This is a genomic window from Parafannyhessea umbonata (assembly GCF_012844235.1).
Taxonomy (GTDB): Bacteria; Actinomycetota; Coriobacteriia; order Coriobacteriales; family Atopobiaceae; genus Parafannyhessea.
On sequence record NZ_JABAGR010000007.1, the window covers coordinates 41609 to 58173 of the forward strand.

The 16565-nt window shown below is 64.7% G+C and carries 14 protein-coding genes; 10 read left to right on the forward strand and 4 right to left on the reverse strand.

What is annotated here, in order from left to right; all coding sequences use genetic code 11:
* Positions 1-363 precede the first annotated feature (363 nt).
* The 3 genes from HF885_RS07815 (at position 364) to feoB (ending at position 3776) form a co-directional block, all read left to right on the forward strand.
* Complete coding sequence (locus HF885_RS07815) at positions 364-639, forward strand: FeoA family protein (RefSeq protein WP_170104383.1); 276 nt, start codon at positions 364-366, stop codon at positions 637-639.
* Between the two features lie 123 nt (positions 640-762).
* The gene (locus HF885_RS07820; RefSeq protein WP_170104384.1) at positions 763-999 is read left to right on the forward strand and encodes a FeoA family protein; all 237 of its coding nucleotides are present in this window, start codon (positions 763-765) and stop codon (positions 997-999) included.
* 116 nt (positions 1000-1115) lie between these two features.
* Entirely contained in the window at positions 1116-3776 is a 2661-nt protein-coding gene (feoB, locus tag HF885_RS07825; RefSeq protein WP_170104385.1) for a ferrous iron transporter B, read from the forward strand.
* A 252-nt stretch (positions 3777-4028) separates the two neighbouring features.
* Here feoB and HF885_RS07830 read toward each other — a convergent pair whose 3' ends face one another.
* On the reverse strand, positions 4029-4424 hold the full coding sequence (locus HF885_RS07830) for a Fur family transcriptional regulator (RefSeq protein ID WP_170104386.1): 396 nt from the start codon (positions 4422-4424) through the stop codon (positions 4029-4031).
* A gap of 277 nt (positions 4425-4701) precedes the next feature.
* On the opposite strand from HF885_RS07830, the gene HF885_RS07835 reads away from it, so the two are divergent.
* Positions 4702-5427: a ZIP family metal transporter gene (locus HF885_RS07835; protein WP_170104449.1), complete on the forward strand. Its 726-nt coding sequence runs from the start codon at positions 4702-4704 to the stop codon at positions 5425-5427.
* Positions 5428-5540: 113 nt separating this feature from the next.
* Here the strand turns inward: HF885_RS07835 and gpmA are convergent, their stop codons facing one another.
* The 3 genes from gpmA to HF885_RS07850 form a co-directional block, all read right to left on the reverse strand.
* Positions 5541-6302, reverse strand: a complete 762-nt coding sequence (gene gpmA, locus HF885_RS07840) for a 2,3-diphosphoglycerate-dependent phosphoglycerate mutase (RefSeq protein ID WP_170104387.1) — start codon at positions 6300-6302, stop codon at positions 5541-5543.
* A gap of 226 nt (positions 6303-6528) precedes the next feature.
* Positions 6529-7749: a cation diffusion facilitator family transporter gene (locus HF885_RS07845; protein WP_170104450.1), complete on the reverse strand. Its 1221-nt coding sequence runs from the start codon at positions 7747-7749 to the stop codon at positions 6529-6531.
* A 136-nt stretch (positions 7750-7885) separates the two neighbouring features.
* On the reverse strand, positions 7886-8428 hold the full coding sequence (locus HF885_RS07850; protein WP_170104388.1) for a glutathione peroxidase: 543 nt from the start codon (positions 8426-8428) through the stop codon (positions 7886-7888).
* A 299-nt stretch (positions 8429-8727) separates the two neighbouring features.
* Between HF885_RS07850 and HF885_RS07855 the strand changes: the two genes are divergently transcribed.
* The 6 genes from HF885_RS07855 to HF885_RS07880 all read left to right on the forward strand — a co-directional run bounded on the left by HF885_RS07855 (position 8728) and on the right by HF885_RS07880 (position 16502).
* On the forward strand, positions 8728-8934 hold the full coding sequence (locus tag HF885_RS07855; protein ID WP_170104389.1) for a FeoB-associated Cys-rich membrane protein: 207 nt from the start codon (positions 8728-8730) through the stop codon (positions 8932-8934).
* Between the two features lie 276 nt (positions 8935-9210).
* Positions 9211-10548: a glutamine synthetase family protein gene (locus HF885_RS07860; protein WP_170104390.1), complete on the forward strand. Its 1338-nt coding sequence runs from the start codon at positions 9211-9213 to the stop codon at positions 10546-10548.
* A gap of 346 nt (positions 10549-10894) precedes the next feature.
* Positions 10895-13111, forward strand: coding sequence for an ABC transporter permease subunit (locus HF885_RS07865; protein ID WP_170104391.1), 2217 nt, complete (start codon positions 10895-10897; stop codon positions 13109-13111).
* A 3-nt stretch (positions 13112-13114) separates the two neighbouring features.
* Complete coding sequence (locus tag HF885_RS07870; RefSeq protein ID WP_235927372.1) at positions 13115-13978, forward strand: amino acid ABC transporter ATP-binding protein; 864 nt, start codon at positions 13115-13117, stop codon at positions 13976-13978.
* A 182-nt stretch (positions 13979-14160) separates the two neighbouring features.
* Positions 14161-14835, forward strand: a complete 675-nt coding sequence (locus HF885_RS07875) for a winged helix-turn-helix transcriptional regulator (protein ID WP_170104392.1) — start codon at positions 14161-14163, stop codon at positions 14833-14835.
* 206 nt (positions 14836-15041) lie between these two features.
* Positions 15042-16502 (forward strand): S1C family serine protease, encoded by a 1461-nt coding sequence (locus HF885_RS07880; RefSeq protein WP_170104393.1) that lies wholly within the window; start codon positions 15042-15044, stop codon positions 16500-16502.
* Positions 16503-16565 lie beyond the last annotated feature (63 nt).

Sequence of the window (16565 nt, forward strand, 5' to 3'; positions counted from 1 at the left end):
CAGACCCGGTACACGTCTGACGCAAGCTTGCGCGCCCCCCCTGCAAACTGGGCTTCGAAGTGTACCCGGCCCGGTACACGTCTGACGCGAGCTTGCGCGGACCCGCGAAACTCGGCCTCGACGTGTACGGGCGCGACAACTCGGGGCTCACGTGTACCGACGACCGGGGTGTGACGGCAGTCGCAATCGGATGTCGCATGAGTGGGGTGCCGTCTTTCCAGGGCATTGGCCGGTGGGTTGGGCTGGTGGTCCAATTCGCAAAAAGCTAGCAAATTGGGTTTACAAAGTTAACCTGTGTATACTATTCTTCACTAGGTAAGTTCACTGCGGTTAACAATTGGAGATGGGGCTATGGAGGGCGTCATGGGGTACCGACGCGTGGCCGGCGCGAGCTCTGCCGCGTCGAAGTTGAGGTCTGGCTCCCAGCTGCCGCTCGCGATGGTGGGCGAGGGGCAGACGGTGACGGTCGCGCGCGTGCGTGGAGCGCAGGACCTGCGTCAGCACATGTCCGAGATGGGCTTCGTGCAGGGGGCAGAGGTAAAGGTGGTCTCGCGCGTCAACGGCGACGTGGTCGTGAGCGTCAAGGGCGCGACGCTCGCGCTGAACCGCGACATGGCGATGAGGATCGTGACCTGCTAGGGAAGACCGCGGAAGGCAGCCTGCCAAAGGCGGCGCGCCACCATGACAACGCGACGTCACGTGCACAGACCGAGGGCGCCGGGGCGCGACGCAACTTGGCAAAACGATACGGAGGAGAAGAGCATGGCAACTTTGAGGGACGTGAAGGTGGGGCAGGAGTGCACCGTCGAGAAGCTCACCGGCGCGGGCGCGGTCAAGCGCCGCATCATGGACATGGGAGTGACGAAGAACACTCGGGTCCTGGTGCACAAGGTGGCGCCGCTGGGAGACCCCATCGAGGTCACGGTCCGCGGGTACGAGCTGACGCTTCGCAAAGACGAGGCGCAGTGCATCGAGGTCGCGGACATCGTCACGGCATAGCTCCATCGCATTTTTTTGCGCAAGAAGTTAAGTATGGCTAACAATAGCGGCGGAGCGGCGAGAAGGCCGCGCAGGCGGCCACGGCGCGTCCGCGCGAACGAGAGCAGGGAAGGCACATGGCAGAAACGACGTACATTGCGCTCGCAGGCAACCCAAACTGCGGCAAGACGACGCTCTTCAACGAGCTGACCGGGTCAAACGGCTACGTGGGCAACTGGCCCGGCGTCACGGTCGAGAAGAAGCAGGCCCCGTGGAAGAAGGACCGGGACGTTGAGCTCGTGGACCTTCCGGGCATCTACTCGCTCTCCCCGTACTCGCCGGAGGAGGTCGTGTCCCGCGACTTCCTCGTGAACGACAGGCCGGACGCCGTGGTCGATCTCATCGACGTCACGAATCTCGAGCGCAACCTCTACCTCACCACGCAGGTGCTGGAGGCCGGTCGCCCCGTGGCCGTCGGCCTCAACATGTGCGACCTGCTGAAGGAGCGCGGCGACGTCATCGACGCGAAGAAGCTCTCCTCCATGCTCGGCGCGCCCGTCGTCGAGGTCTCGGCGCTGCGCAGCAGGAACCTTGACAAGCTCATGCAGCAGACCGTGGACGCGGCCAGGGACGGGGTCGCGACCAAGGGCGTCAGGTGCTTCTCGCCCGAGGTGGAGTCCGCCCTGCAGAAGGTGCAGGCCATCGTGGGTGACACCGCGCCCGCAGACCTTGCCCGCTGGTACGCGATCAAGGTGTTCGAGCGCGACGCGGACGCGATCGAGCCGCTGGGCCTCTCGACGGAGCAGCTCGACGCGGCGGAGGAGGTCATCGCGGCAGTCGAGAAGAGCCGCGACGATGACGCCGAGTCCATCGTCACGGGCGAGCGCTACGACTGGATCGCGACCGTTATGGACGCGTGCGTGAAGAAGGCGCCCAGGCAGCTGACCACCTCGCAGAAGATCGATCGCGTCGTGACGAACCGCGTGCTTGGCCTTCCCATCTTCGCGGCCGTCATGATCGCCGTGTACTGGGTGGCGCTCGTGGCGGTGGGCACGCCTGCGACTGACTGGGTGAACGACAACCTGTTCTCGGACGGCTTCTTCGTGAACTCCGCCTCGCAGCAGAAGTACGACGCCGACACGGCAGCCTATGAGGACGGACACTACGCGGACAAGATCGACGGCTTCCTGGCGGCGGCGGACGAGAAGGGCATAGATACCTCGGCCGCGAGCAAGGCGCTGGCGGCAGACGATCGCAGCGCCGCGGACGAGCGCGCCATCAAGGCGTTCGAGGCGGAGGCGGCAGGCGTCGTCGCGCGGGACGTGCCGCAGCACGACGGCGACGGCAACCTTACCCACGACGGCGGAAAGGTCGTGACGAAGCTCGACTCCAACGGCAACGCGATCCTCTCGTCCGGGCAGAAGCTCGACGTCGTGAAGACCGTCACCCTGGCAGACTTCAAGAAAGCCGTCAACGCGCAGGAGCCTAACCCGCACGACTACGCTGGCTTCGTGGACTCCGTGCCAAGCGCCGTCACCGGCTGGCTCCAGGGCGCCGGCGCGTCTGACGCGGTGGTGTCGCTCGTGGTCGACGGCGTCATCGGCGGCGTGGGCTCCGTGCTCGGCTTCATCCCGCAGATCTTCGTGCTGTTCGTCCTGCTGTGCTTCCTGGAGGACTGCGGCTACATGAGTCGCGTTGCGTTCGTGATGGACCGCGTGTTCCGTCGCTTCGGGCTCTCCGGCAAGTCGTTCATCCCCATGATCGTCTCCTCCGGCTGCGGCGTCCCCGGCGTGCTCGCCACCAAGACGATCGAGAACGAGCGCGACCGTCGCATGACGGCCATGCTCACCACCATGATCCCGTGCTCCGCCAAGCTGCCGATCATCTCGCTCGTGATGGGCGTCCTCATCGGCGCGGACAACGGCGCGTGGTGGGTCGCCCCCATGTTCTACTTCCTCGGCATCGTCGCCATCGTGGTCTCGGCCGTCATGCTCAAGAAGACCAAGCCGTTCCAGGGCGAGCCCATGCCGTTCGTGATGGAGCTTCCCGACTACCACTTCCCCAGCATCCGCTCGTGGGCGCTGCACGTGTGGGAGCGCGTCGCCTCCTACATCAGGAAGGCCGGTACCATCATCTTCGCGGCCGCGGTCGCCATCTGGTTCCTCTCCAACTTCGGCATCGCCGGCTGGAAGGGCGGCGACGGCTCCTTCGGCTTCCTGCAGGGCATGGCCGGCGCGCCCGACACCTACATGGACTACTCCATCCTCGCCGGCGTCGGCGGCGCGCTGAGCTTCGTCTTCATGCCCCTCGGCTTCGGCAACTGGCAGGCGACCGCCTCCACGATTTCCGCGCTCATCGCAAAGGAGAACCTCGTCTCCACGTTCGGCGTCCTCTACGGCCTCGGCGGCGCAACGGAGAACTCCGTCTCCATGTGGCAGGGCTTCGCCGGCATGTTCACGGTTGCTGGCACGCTCCACGTTGGCGCCATGTGCGCGTTCGTCGCGTTCAACATGCTGTGCGCGCCGTGCTTCGCGGCCATGGGCACCATCCGCAGGCAGATGGACGACCCCAAGTGGTTCTGGTTCGCCATCGGCTACGAGTGCGGCTTCGGCTGGGTCGTGGGACTCCTCATCAACCAGCTGTACGAGCTCATCGCCTTCGGCAGCTTCGGGTTCTGGACCGTCGTGGCGTTCGCGCTGTTCGCGGCCATCCTCTTCCAGCTCTTCCGTCCCATGCCCAAGTGGGACGAGAAGGACGACCACATCCTCCAGAGCCTCTCGGAGGAGCCGGTCGCATAGCAGGGTTCGATCCCCGCGGCCCGCAGGCGGTCTCGCCCCGACCCCCAACGGGGCGGGACCGCAGGGTCGCCCGGCAACGGACGCAGGCTCTTCTCGCCACCGAAAGGGGTGATCACATGGATGTTGGCTCGATGGCCGCCGCCGTACTCCTCTCCGCGGCCGTGGCCGGATCCTGCGTCGAGGTGCGGCATGCGTGCAGGGGAAAGTCTTTCTAGCTGCGGCGAAGGTCGCGCTTCCTTGGGAGCCAGGGGCCTACTCGGCCGCCTGGCTCTTTTTCTGGCACGAGGGGCAGATGCCGTAAAATATCGTGCTCGCGCGGACGTCGGTAAAGCCCCACGTGCGCTCCACCTCGTGCTCGCCGGCGCTCACGTCTGGCGCCGGCACGTCCGTCACGCTGCCGCACTCCGTGCACACCAGGTGCGCGTGGCAGTCGCTCCTCCGGTCGAAGCGCTCGCCGCCAAACGCCTTTACAGAGATGATGTCGCCGGACTCCACCAGTATGTGCAGGTTGCGGTACACCGTGCCGCGGCTCACGTGCCCGTCCTTCTCGCGCACGCGAAGGTACACCTCGTCGGCAGTGGGGTGGTCGTCCAGCTCCCGCACCGCGTCGAGCACCAGCTGGCGCTGGCGCGTGTTGCGTCTCTCCATGGGACCTCCCTTCTGCGCCGCCTTTTCGTGCGTCACCCGTCGTGCAATGCGAGTGCGCTCCCATGCAGATTATATCCTATATTATTAGGACAATGTATTGCTAACATGATGTGGCGCAGGGTAGAATCTGTGCTGGCAACCACTCGGCGGGCCCGATGCCCGCTGACGTCGAACTGTATACACAAAAGAGAGAGGGGAGGTCCCCTTGGACGCATCCGTCACACGCACGATCATCGGCCTTGCGATACCACTCGCGGGCACCACGGCCGGCGCGGCCATGGTTTTCCTCATGCGCGGCCGGCTCAACCACGCCGTCGACCGCGCGCTCACGGGGTTTGCCGCCGGCGTGATGGTCGCGGCATCCGTCTGGAGCCTCATCGTCCCGGCGATAGAGGAGTCTTCCGCCATGGGGCGCCTGGCCTGGGTCCCGGCGTTCGTGGGCTTCTGGCTGGGAATCCTGTTCCTGCTGCTGCTGGATAGCCTGCTGCCCCACCTCCACCTGGGCGAGAAGGACACGCATCCCGAGGGCCTGAGGTCAAACCTCCAGCGCAAGACGCTCATGCTCCTGGCCGTGACCATCCACAACATTCCCGAGGGCATGGCCGTGGGAGTGGTGTACGCGGGTCTGCTCTCTGGTGGCACGGGGCTCACGGCGGCCGGCGCCCTCGCGCTGTCCGTGGGCATCGCGATCCAGAACTTCCCAGAGGGTGCGATCATATCCATGCCGCTTCGCGCAGAGGGGTCAAGCCGCAGGCGCGCGTTTCTCGGCGGCTTCCTTTCCGGCGTGGTGGAGCCCGTGGGCGCCGTCCTCACGATCCTGGCCGCGCGCCAGCTGGTGCCGCTCATGCCGTACCTGTTGAGCTTCGCCGCCGGCGCCATGGTCTACGTGGTGGTAGAGGAGCTCATCCCCGAGATGAGCGAAGGGGAGCACTCCAACGTGGGCGTGCTCGCGTTCGCGCTCGGCTTCACGCTCATGATGGCGCTCGACGTGGGCCTGGGCTAGGACTGCCGGCGCGCACGGTATAGGTCCACGCGCACGAAATCACGGTCGCACAAGAAGGGCCCCGCGCGCACCGGTGTGCGACGCGGGGCCCCGTCATGCCATGTGGGGTGTGGCTACTTCTTGGCCTTGCCCTGGTTGGCGACGGCGTTGATCTTCTTCTCGATCGTCTCGGGGTCGCCGATGTAGTGCTTGTCGATGATGTTCCAGTCCTTGTCGAAGGTGTAGGAGCAGGGGACGCCGGTGGGGATGTTGACCTTCAGGATCTCCTCCGGGGTCAGGTGCTCAAGCTGCATCACCAGGGCGCGCAGGCTGTTGCCGTGTGCGGCGATGAGCACGCGCTTGCCGGCCTCCATCTGCGGCTTGATCTCCTTCTCGAAGTACGGCCACGCGCGGGCGATGGTGTCCTTCAGGCACTCGGTGTACGGCAGGTCCTCCTGCGGCACGTCGCGGAACTGGTCCTGGATGTGCGGGTCGCGGGGGTCGCCGGGCTTCAGTGCGGGCGGCTGCACGTCAAAGGAGCGACGCCAGATGAGGACCTGCTCCTCGCCGTGCTCCGCGGCGGCGTCGGCCTTGTTCAGGCCCTGCAGCGCGCCGTAGTGGCGCTCGTTCAGGCGCCACGTCTTGTGGACGGGCAGCCACGCGCGGTCCATCTGGTCCAGAACGATGTTCAGGGTGTGGATGGCGCGCTTCAAAAGCGACGTGTAGCAGACGTCGAAGTCATAGCCCTGCTCCTTGAGGGCCTTGCCACCCGCGGCGGCCTCCGCGCGGCCGGTGTCCGTCAGGTCGACGTCGGTCCAACCGGTGAAGAGGTTCTTCAGGTTCCACTCGGACTCACCGTGACGGATGATGACGAGCTTCATCGTGTCTTCTGCCATGCCAGTTCCTTTCCGTAGAAACGCCTGCATACCACACAAACAAACTGTCCCTATTCTACGGCAGGTGCGTGCGTCGCATGTGGAGGAACTTGCCCGTGCGCCCGTCCGTGCCAACTTGACGGCGAATCGTGGCCAATTCGCGCCGCGGCGCCGTGCGTCTGCCCTGCCCGGCACGCGCACAGCCGCTCTCCGGCATCCGCGCGCCGGGCGAGAAGGACGCGGCGCATTAGTCCGCGGCGTCCACGTCCAGCGTGACGCTCACCTTGTAGTCGGGGTAGGCCGCCTGAACCTCGCCCACGATCTGACGGTAGGTGGCCTGGCGGTCGGGGAGGGCGAAGTCCAGGATCACGTCGAAGTCCAGCAGGCGGTTCTTCTCGTCCACGTGGAAGCCGTGCATCTGGATGACGCCGTCGTGCGCCATGACCATGCGCGTTACCTCGGAGCGCATGCGCATGGCAACGTCGTCGGAGGTGTTGCGCGAGTAGATGCCCACGGCGGCCAGGATGACCCTGCCGTTCGTGCCCGCGTACACGGCGTGCTGGATGCGGCGGGTCATCTCGTCTATGCAGTCCGCGCGCAGGGTGTCCGCGACCTCCGTGTGGACGGAGCCCACGAGCTGCTCGGGGCCATAGGAGTGAAGCACCAGGTCATATGCGCCGTTTGCGTCTGGGTCCGCGCTGACTATGCGGCGCACCTCCTGCGCGAGGTCCGCGTCCGCGCGCTCGCCCAGGATCTGGCTCAGGGTATCGCGCAGCATGTCCAGGCCGCTCTTCACGATCACGACGCTGATGGCGGCGCCCACCCACGCCTCGATGGCAAATCCGGTCGTGATGAACACGGCCGCGGCCGCGAGGGTCGAGGCGGAGAGCACCGCGTCGAACAGGGCATCCGCGCCGGAGGCCACGAGGGAGTCCGATCCCACGCGCTCGCCCGTCGCCTTCACGTGGCGGCCCAGGACGAGCTTCACGACGACGGCCGCGGCGATGATCGCGAGCGACGTGGGCGTGTAGCTGGGCGTCTGCGGGGACACGATGCCCTTTACGGACTCGATGAGCGAAGAGACGCCCGCGTACAGCACGATGACCGATATGACGGTGGCCGAGAGGTACTCCACGCGACCGTAGCCGAGCGGGTGGTTCCTGTCCGGCGCCTTGCCGGCAAGCTTCGTGCCCACGATGGTGATGACGGAGCTCATGGCGTCGGACAGGTTGTTCACGGCGTCCATCGTGACGGCGATGGAGTGGGTCAGCATACCCACGACCGCCTTGAAGGCGGCGAGAAGGACGTTCGCCCCGATGCCGAGGACGCTCGTCCTCACGATGGTGGCCTCGCGACTGCGGGTGCCTGGGTCCGCGCCCGCAGCCGTGGCCACCGGGGCCGCGTCCTTCTCGCCTGTGGGCGCCTGCTGGCGCGCCTGCGTCTGATGCTCGTCGTCGCGTGTTGACATGATGTCTGATCCCTCTTCCATGCTCTGCGTACCTGCGACAAGGGCGTGCCGGCAGGTGCGGGCTTCCGCGGCCTGCCGGCACGTGCGTACATGCATTGTGGCCCTTTCGGGGCGGCGCCGCAACGCGGCGGCCGGGCTACAGCTGCTGGGCCACGGCCTTCTCGACCTCGGCCATGTCGACCGTCGGCTCGAAGCGCTCCACGAGGTTGCCCTCGCGGTCCACCAGGAACTTGGTGAAGTTCCACATGATGTAGGCCTTGTCGCCGAACTTCTTGTTGTTGGCGTCCGCGAACTTCTTGAGCGCGAGGGCCTTCACCGTGCGGCCGAAGCCCTGGAACGGCTTCTCGGTCGCGAGGTCGGCAAACAGCGGGTCCGCGTTGTCGCCGTTGACGTCGATCTTCTTGAACTGCGGGAACTCGGTGCCAAACTTCATGGTGCAGAAGCTATGGATATCGTCGTCGGACTCGGGTGCCTGGCCGGCAAACTGGTTGCACGGGAAGTCGAGCACCTCGAAGCCTTGGTCGCGGTACTTCTTGTAGATGGCCTCCAGGTCGTCGTACTGGGGCGTGAATCCGCAGCCGGTTGCGGTGTTCACGATCAGGAGCACCTTGCCGGCGTACTGCCTGAGATTCGTGGTGCTGCCGTCCCTGTTGGTGACGGTGTAGTCAAAGTAACTCATGGACTGTCCTTTCCACGTGGTGCGGAGGGCCCGCGCCTTCCTGTCAAGCAATATAGTAGACAACAAAATAGCGCACGATTAAAAATACACGCGAGAAACACGTCGCGTTCCGGTCGCGGCCCCCTCGGCACGCCGGCGCCGTCGCTTGCGGCGCGTGCCCGGGAGCGCGTGCCCGGGGGCGCGTCATGCGGGGGCGAGGCGTGACCGTGGGCGTGGTGTGTAGACGCCGCCAGGATGGGTACGAATTGAGTTAGCCATGGGTTACATTTGTGACGTACGATACGACATGGAGGTACATCATGCTCGACTTCATCATCGTGGCGGCCGTCGCCGTTGCGTTTGCGCTTTGCGTCCGCAGCCTGCGGAAGGGCTCCGGCGAATGCTCCGGGTGCGCCCAGGAGGCAACGTGCGCCGCCCACGCCACCGGGGCGGGGAAGTGCCCCGTGGCGCAGGACATGGTCGCGAAGGCAAACGAGGCGCTCGGGGATCCAACAAGCCGCGGATAGCGCGCCCGGCGCACGTGGGAGAGCGCATCGTGCAAGACGCGTGGCGACCCGCGCGCAGCGACACATATATGTGTGGTGCTGGCGCATGGCGCTGCGCGGCTGCGGCCGATGTATTAGTATTCTAACGGCTTACGACACCCTCGACCGCTTGCGAGCGCAAGGCGGCGACTCGGCGGGCGTACCTGCTTACGAAACACTTGCGTAACCTCGGTATGCCACAGTAAGACCGATATGTGCGCAGGTACGCCGCCTTGCATCGCGATGGAAGGATCTGACATGAGTGATAGGAATGTCGACTTTGTCCTAAGGACGGTAGAGAAGCGTGACATCCGCTTCGTGCGTCTTTGGTTCACGGACGTCATGGGCAAGCTCAAGAGCTTCTCGATCTCCTCCGAGGACCTGGAGGAGGCGTTCGAGGAGGGCGTCGGCTTCGACGGCTCGTCCGTGGAGGGCTTCGTCTCGTCCGAGGAGTCGGACATGCTTGCCTTCCCGGACCCTGCAACCTTCCAGATCCTGCCGTGGAGGCCACAGCAGAAGGGCGTCGCGCGCGTGTTCTGCGACATCAAGACGCCCTCGCGCGAGCCGTTCGAGGGCGACTCGCGCTCCTGCCTCGAGCGCGTCTTCCGCGCGGCGGACGCGAAGGGCTACGTCCTGAACGTCGGCCCGCGCATCGAGTACTTCTACTTCGACAACGACCTCAACCCCATCCCGCAGGACCAGGGCGGCTACTTCGAGCTCACGACGTCGGACGTCGCGACGGACCTCCGCCGCTCCACCACGCTCATGCTCGAGCGTATGTCCATTCCCGTCACGTACTCCTTCCACTCCTCGTCCCCGTCGCAGAACGCGGTCGAGCTGCGCTACACGGAGGCTCGCAGCTGCGCGGACAACATCATGACTGCGCGCGTGGTGATAAGGCAGGAGGCGTACCAGAACGGCCTGTTCGCGTCGTTCATGCCAAAGCCCATCAACGGCTGCCTCGGGTCGGGAATGTTCCTGTACGAGTCCCTGTTCGACCACGAGGGCAACAACCTGTTCTGGGCGCCTAAGACCCAGAACGAGGCGCACCTGAGCGAGCTCGCGCAGCACTACATGGCCGGCCTCCTGAAGTACGCGCCGGAGATGTCCCTCGTCTCGAACCCCACGGTGAACTCCTACAAGCGGCTCGTCGAGAACGGCGAGGTCCCCATCTACACCACGTGGGGCCGCAAGAACCGCTCCACGCTCGTCCGCGTTCCCACGCACAAGCCCGGCAAGCACCAGTCCACCCGCATCGAGCTGCGCAACCCCGATCCCACGGCGAACCCGTACCTCACGATCGCGCTCACCCTCGCAGCGGGCATCCGCGGCATCGAGGAGGGGCTCACGCTCCCGCCGGAGTCGACGGTCGATCCCACGAGCCTCTCGGATGCGGAGCGCAAGGAAAGCGGCATCGAGCGCCTTCCGCGCAACCTCGGCGAGGCCATCGAGCTCTTCGAGTCGAGCTCGTTCGTGCGCGAGGTGCTTGGCGAGCACATCGCGGACTTCTATGCGAAGGAGAAGCGCAAGGAGTGGGACGAGTACTGCTCTACCGTGACCGACTGGGAGCGTGCGAAGTACTACGCGGGCGTCTAGCAATGACCCGCTTCGGTAATATGGCATAAACGCACCCGTAATATTTATGCTGGATACTGTTCACAGGTACAAGGCGACCGTTCGCGTAATGCGACGGTCGCTTTTGTACGTCTTGCTTCACCAGTTGGGTAAGGTTAATCACGTCTGGCAGATATTTGACAACTTCATTTCCATATTCGAAATTACGATATATAGAACTTTCATATTCACAAATCAACAGTATTATGGTTTGCAATCTCCATGTGGCCGCGACCGACGGGTCCGTGGGGTGGGCGTGTTCGTGCGTTGGGACGACGGCGTGCGCCGCGCCCGTGGACTTCAGCGGAAGCTTGAAGGGGAGATAGGAATGAAGAAGAACAACTGCGTCCGATTGCGTAGGCTGCCGGCCATCCTGGTGGCGTCCATCGTGCTCGTGCTGGCGCTCGGCATCTCCGGATGCGGCACGTCGGCGAGCGGAGGCTCTGCCAAGAAGGCCGAGTCCCAGAAGATGACCCTCGTGCACAAGGGCAAGCTCACGGTCGTTTCCGACCTCGCGAACCCGCCGTTCGACTACATGGAGGGCCAGACGAAGAAGGGCTTCGAGGTCGAGCTCATGCAGGAGCTCGCCAAGAAGATGGGGCTGGAGTGCGAGTATCTCAACCCCATGAAGTTCGACTCCATCATCCCCACCATCAAGCAGGGCGGCAAGGCCGACGTCGGCGCCTCCAACTTCACCATCACGGAGGAGCGCCAGAAGGAGATTGACTTCACCAACGCGTACATCGACTCCAACCAGGGGCTCGTCACCGCGAAGGGAGCGGCCGACCAGGTTGGCGCCGACACCAAGACGCTCGACAACGCCAGCTCAACGATCGCGGTCCAGGCGGGCACCACGGGCGAGTCCTGGGTGAAGGAGAACCTGCCCAACGCCACGGTCGTCGCGCTCGACGACCCGATCGCCGCGCTGTCCGGCGTGTCGACGGGTCTGTACAAGGCCGCCGTCGCAGACCTGCCCGTCATGCAGTACGAGTGCAAGAACTCCTACACGGACCTCGCGGTCGCGAAGGAGATTCCCACCGGCGAGCAGTACGGCATCGTCGTGAGCAAGGAGAATCCCGCGCTCACGAAGGCCCTGAACAAGGCGCTGAAGCAGTGCCGCAAGGACGGCACGCTCTCGAAGCTCGAGCTGAAGTGGTTCGGCGTCGACTACGAGGAGAAGAGCGCGACCACCTCGACCGCAAGCGTGTCCTCGCTCTCCGGCGACGCCGGCTCCGTGAGCGTGAGCAAGGCGACCGCGCGTCCTAACGAGGACGGCGGCGACAAGGTCATCGGCGGCATCAACACCCGCCTCACCTGGGAGGCGACCACCAAGGTGAAGGACGGCGTCTCGTCCGTCACCCTGAAGCTCCCCAAGGGCGCGAGCTTTGACGGCTCCACGACGAAGGTCACCGTGCTCGAGGGCCTCAAGCGCGTCAGCATCGACGGCTCCGCTAAGGCGAGCGGCAACACCATCACCGTCAAGTTCGAGACCCCGATTCCCACGGGCTCGCTCCTCCGCCTCGAGATCACGGACATGAAGTTCCCCAGCGAGGGCGGCAAGAACAAGGTCACCGGCAGCTACACCACCGCGGCTGGCGTCAAGGGCAACCTGCCCGCGTCGCCGTCCATCAAGACCAGCGCCAACACCCCCGTGCAGCAGATCGTCATGTGGCTCGACGGCCAGGCATGGGTGAGCGCATGGAACTCCGTGCCGTTCCTCAACATGTTCTTCAAGCCGCAGCTCCTCGTGACCTCGTTCGTCTCGCTGTTCGGTGGCTGGCTTCTCTGCCTGCTCATCGTGGTCGTCGCGTACCCGTTCGCCATCGCGCTCGGCCTGCTGTTCGCCATGATGAGGATCTCCAAGTTCAGGGTGCTTCGGGGCATCGCCTCGGTCTACATCAACATCCTGCGCGGCACGCCGCTCTTCCTGCAGATCTACATCATGTTCTTCGGCCTGCCCATGGTCGGCATCAACATCGACAACAACATCCTGGGCATAATCGTGATGGCCATCAACTCCTCCGCCTACCAGGCCGAGATTTACCGCGCCGGCATCCAGTCCATCCCGAGGGGCCAGTACGAGGCTGCATCCTCCCTCGGCATGAACGGCAGGCAGACCATGTTCACGGTCATCCTGCCCCAGATGGTCCGCCGCGTCATCCCCACCGTCACGAGCGACTTCATCACCTCCTACAAGGACACCTCGCTCCTGTCCTCCGTCGGCGTCATGGAGCTCATGATGTTCTCGAAGAACCTCACCACCGTCTCCGGCAACATCACCCCGTACATGGCCGCGGCCATCTACTACCTCATCGTCACGCTGCCGCTCATCAAGGTCGTCGGCATCGTCGAGATGCGCCTCGCCGACGCGGAGAACGGCGGAGGCCCCAGGCCTGGCGGCAAGAGGGCCACGAAGTCCGCGGAGGGCGCCGAGGAAGGCGAGAAGAACTTCTCGGCCGACGGCAAGGCATCCGCTGGCAAGAGCTTCAGCGCGCTTGACGCGCTTGCCGCCCCGTTCAGGTCCCACGCAGGTCAGGAGGCATAGCCGATGTTTGGAAAGAACGGACACAGGATCGACGCCGTCGAGGTGCCTCCCGCGATGGACGCACAGGAGGCCGCCCGCGTTGCCTACGAGCGCGACAAGAACCTGACGAGGCACCACTTCAAGAAGGGCGAGCACCCGATCGTCCGCATCGAGCACCTGAACAAGACGTTCACGGACACGCCGGTCCTGCGCGACGTGAACCTGGACGTGTGGAACGGCGAGATCGTCGTGGTGCTGGGACCGTCCGGCTCTGGCAAGTCAACGATGCTGCGCTGCATCAACCTGCTCGAGACGCCGACCGCCGGCCACATCCTCATCGAGGACAAGGAGATCACCGGCACGAAAAAGACCGACGTGAACATGCTGCGCCGCGACCTTGGCATGGTGTTCCAGGGCTTCAACCTCTTCCCGCACATGACCGCGCTCGAGAACGTGATGGTGGGCCAGGTGAAGGTCCTGAAGAAGCCGAAGGAGGAGGCCCGCGTCGAGGCCATGAAGCAGCTGGAGGCTGTGGGGCTCGCGGACCGCGCGGACTACAAGCCGCCCCAGCTTTCCGGCGGCCAGCAGCAGCGCGTCGCCATCGCGCGCGCCGTCGCCATGCACCCGAAGGTCATCCTCTTTGACGAGCCGACCTCCGCGCTCGACCCCGAGCTGGTGCGCGACGTCCTGAACGTCATGAGGGACCTCGCCCTGCACAGCGGCATGACCATGATCGTGGTCACGCACGAGATGGGCTTCGCCCGCGACGTCGCGGACCGCGTCGTGTTCATGGAGGGCGGAGTCGTGGTTGAGCAGGGCCTGCCCGAGGAGGTGTTCGACCACCCGAAGACGCAGCGCACGAAGGAGTTCCTGGGCAACATACGATAGGCGTACGTGCCTTGATAGGCTCTCGTAGCTTCTGGCAGGCGTTACGTACGTGAAAATGCAGATTTTTGCTTCAGCGCACGAGAGTTTACATTGCAACTTGTAATGTATGATAATGTAAGCCGAGAGCACCTTAGGGTGCCCTCGGTTTTTGCGTGGCGAGCATTGTGGGTTGGGGGCCGTGGATGCACCACAAGAACATCCTGTTAGTCGCAAAGACCTCTCGCTACATCGAGCGTATGCGAGAGCTAAAGCATGCCCTGGACGTGTCGATCCTACCGACGACGCCCGAGACCTTCTCGCAGGCGATTTCCTCTGGGCACGACTTCGACCTGGTGGTGCTTGACTCCAACGGGCTCGAGCAGGACACGCTCAACGCCGTCGACTCCTACGTCACTGACAACGGGTTTATCCCCACGCTCGTCATCCAGGATGAGTCGAAGCTCGGCTCGCTCCACCTTCCCGCGCAGGGCAGGAACGACTTCATCACCTCCACGGCGAGCGAGGCGGAGTTCGAGGTGCGCTGCGCGCTGCTCTTGTGGCCCGGCGAGGAGAGCGCCCCGGCGGACATCGTCACCGTGGACAACATGACCATCAACCTTGCGACCTACCAGGTCTACATCGACGAGAAGCCCGTCGACCTGACGCTGATGGAGTACTCGCTCCTCTCGTTTCTGGCGACGCACCCCTCGCGCGCGTACTCGCGCGAGACGCTGCTGCACCGCGTGTGGGGCTTCGAGTACTGTGGCGGCACCCGCACGGTCGACGTGCACATCAGGCGCGTCCGCTCGAAGGTGGGCCCGCAGGTGGCGTCGCACATCGTGACGGTGCGCGGCGTTGGCTACCTGTTCAAGATCTAGGCGACATCGTCAGGCCGCACGCCAGATTGCAGACCGAGCCCTCGCGGGTCGGTCTTTTTGTTACTCAGACTTTCAGCTAACCAAAAGCGTTGTTCTGGTGACGTGTCAAGGGCGAGAAGAGCGTCTGCCGCGACATGCGACGGGTACAGTGAGGGTGTACACAGAGGTCGGACGGGTGCGAGGCGCCCGACGGAAGAGGGGTCATCATGAGCGAGAACGACAACGGCCGTCCACCCATTCCGGGCGTGGACCAGACGGTTGCGCAGCCCACGGTCAGCGTGAGCCCGGCGCAGCCTGGCGCGCAGGGCGCGCAGGGTCAGACGGGCGCGAACGGTGCAGGTGCGCCGGATGCGGGCAAGGGGCCGGACGGCGGCAAGCGCCACGGCGGCCATACGCTCAGGAACGCGCTGGTGGGGCTGTGCGGCGGCATCGTCGGTGCGCTGCTCGTGACGCTTGCGCTGTTTGGCACGGGCTACCTGGGAGGTGCGGCGGCGTCGTCCTCCGCCACCACCTCGCAGTCGACCGCAGGCAAGACCATCAAGATCGACAACACCGACGAGGCGACGACGGCCCAGGCGGCCGCGGCTAAGTCGCTCCCGTCCGTCGTGGTGGTGAACGTCACGACGAGCGACGGCTCTGGCCTGGGCTCCGGCGTCGTGTACGACAAGAAGGGCGACATCATCACGAACTACCACGTGATTGACGGCGCGACTTCCATCTCCGTCACCATCAACAACAAGAGCTACGACGCGAAGGTCGTGGGCTCGGATGCCTCGAGCGACATCGCGGTAATCAAGGCGGACATCGGCGACGACGAGGTGACGCCAATCGAGGTGGGCAACTCCGACAAGCTCGTCGTGGGCGACTGGGTCATGTCCGTGGGCAGCCCGTTTGGCCTGGACCAGTCCGTCTCGGCCGGCATCGTGAGCTCGCTTTCGCGCAACCAGACGATGCAGTCGTCCTCCGGCGAGACCATCTACACGAACCTCATCCAGACGGACGCGGCCATCAACCCGGGCAACTCCGGTGGCGCCCTCGTGAACTCCAAGGGCAAGCTCGTTGGCATCTGCACGCTCTTCTCGTCTGACACGGAGTCCTTCGCGGGCATAGGGTTTGCGATCCCGGGCAACTACGCAACGAAGATCGCGGACACCATCATCGCGGGCAAGACGGTCACGCACGCCTACATAGGCCTGACGATGCAGACGGTGAACGCCCAGAATGCCACGGCGAACGGGCTTTCCGTGAAGCAGGGGGCCTACGTGGCCGACGTCACGAGCGGCAGCCCCGCCGACAAGGCCGGCATCAAGAAGGGCGACATCATCGTGGCGGTGGACGGCGACGAGATCACGTCGGCCGATGGCATGATCCTGGCGGTGCGCTCGCACGAGATTGGCGACAAGGTCAAGGTGACGTTCATGCGCGGCGACTCGAAGAAGACCGTCGAGGTGACGCTGGGCGACGACGCAGAGCTCCAGAAGCAGCTGAAGGAGCAGAGCCAGCAGCAGAACACGCAGCAGAACAACGGCCTGGGCGACGGCTACGGCAACGGGTCTGGCAGCGGCTCGTCCCAGGAGGACCTGATGCAGGAGATCTATAACTACCTCAACCAGAACCACGGCGGCTCGTACTCGGACGGGACGTCCGGAAGCTCGAACCAGAGCTAGGGACCGTGGGGCCGCATGGCGCGGCGCCCGCGTGAGGGATACAATCCAGAGTCAGGCACTTCT

Bases quoted from the DNA above. Each gene is read 5' to 3' on its own strand.
- HF885_RS07815 (WP_170104383.1), top strand. From the start codon at position 364: ATGGGGTACCGACGCGTGGCCGGCGCGAGCTCTGCCGCGTCGAAGTTG.
- HF885_RS07820 (WP_170104384.1), top strand. From the start codon at position 763: ATGGCAACTTTGAGGGACGTGAAGGTGGGGCAGGAGTGCACCGTCGAG.
- feoB (WP_170104385.1), top strand. From the start codon at position 1,116: ATGGCAGAAACGACGTACATTGCGCTCGCAGGCAACCCAAACTGCGGC.
- HF885_RS07830 (WP_170104386.1), bottom strand. From the start codon at position 4,424: ATGGAGAGACGCAACACGCGCCAGCGCCAGCTGGTGCTCGACGCGGTG.
- HF885_RS07835 (WP_170104449.1), top strand. From the start codon at position 4,702: ATGGTTTTCCTCATGCGCGGCCGGCTCAACCACGCCGTCGACCGCGCG.
- gpmA (WP_170104387.1), bottom strand. From the start codon at position 6,302: ATGGCAGAAGACACGATGAAGCTCGTCATCATCCGTCACGGTGAGTCC.
- HF885_RS07845 (WP_170104450.1), bottom strand. From the start codon at position 7,749: ATGTCAACACGCGACGACGAGCATCAGACGCAGGCGCGCCAGCAGGCG.
- HF885_RS07850 (WP_170104388.1), bottom strand. From the start codon at position 8,428: ATGAGTTACTTTGACTACACCGTCACCAACAGGGACGGCAGCACCACG.
- HF885_RS07855 (WP_170104389.1), top strand. From the start codon at position 8,728: ATGCTCGACTTCATCATCGTGGCGGCCGTCGCCGTTGCGTTTGCGCTT.
- HF885_RS07860 (WP_170104390.1), top strand. From the start codon at position 9,211: ATGAGTGATAGGAATGTCGACTTTGTCCTAAGGACGGTAGAGAAGCGT.
- HF885_RS07865 (WP_170104391.1), top strand. From the start codon at position 10,895: ATGAAGAAGAACAACTGCGTCCGATTGCGTAGGCTGCCGGCCATCCTG.
- HF885_RS07870 (WP_235927372.1), top strand. From the start codon at position 13,115: ATGTTTGGAAAGAACGGACACAGGATCGACGCCGTCGAGGTGCCTCCC.
- HF885_RS07875 (WP_170104392.1), top strand. From the start codon at position 14,161: ATGCACCACAAGAACATCCTGTTAGTCGCAAAGACCTCTCGCTACATC.
- HF885_RS07880 (WP_170104393.1), top strand. From the start codon at position 15,042: ATGAGCGAGAACGACAACGGCCGTCCACCCATTCCGGGCGTGGACCAG.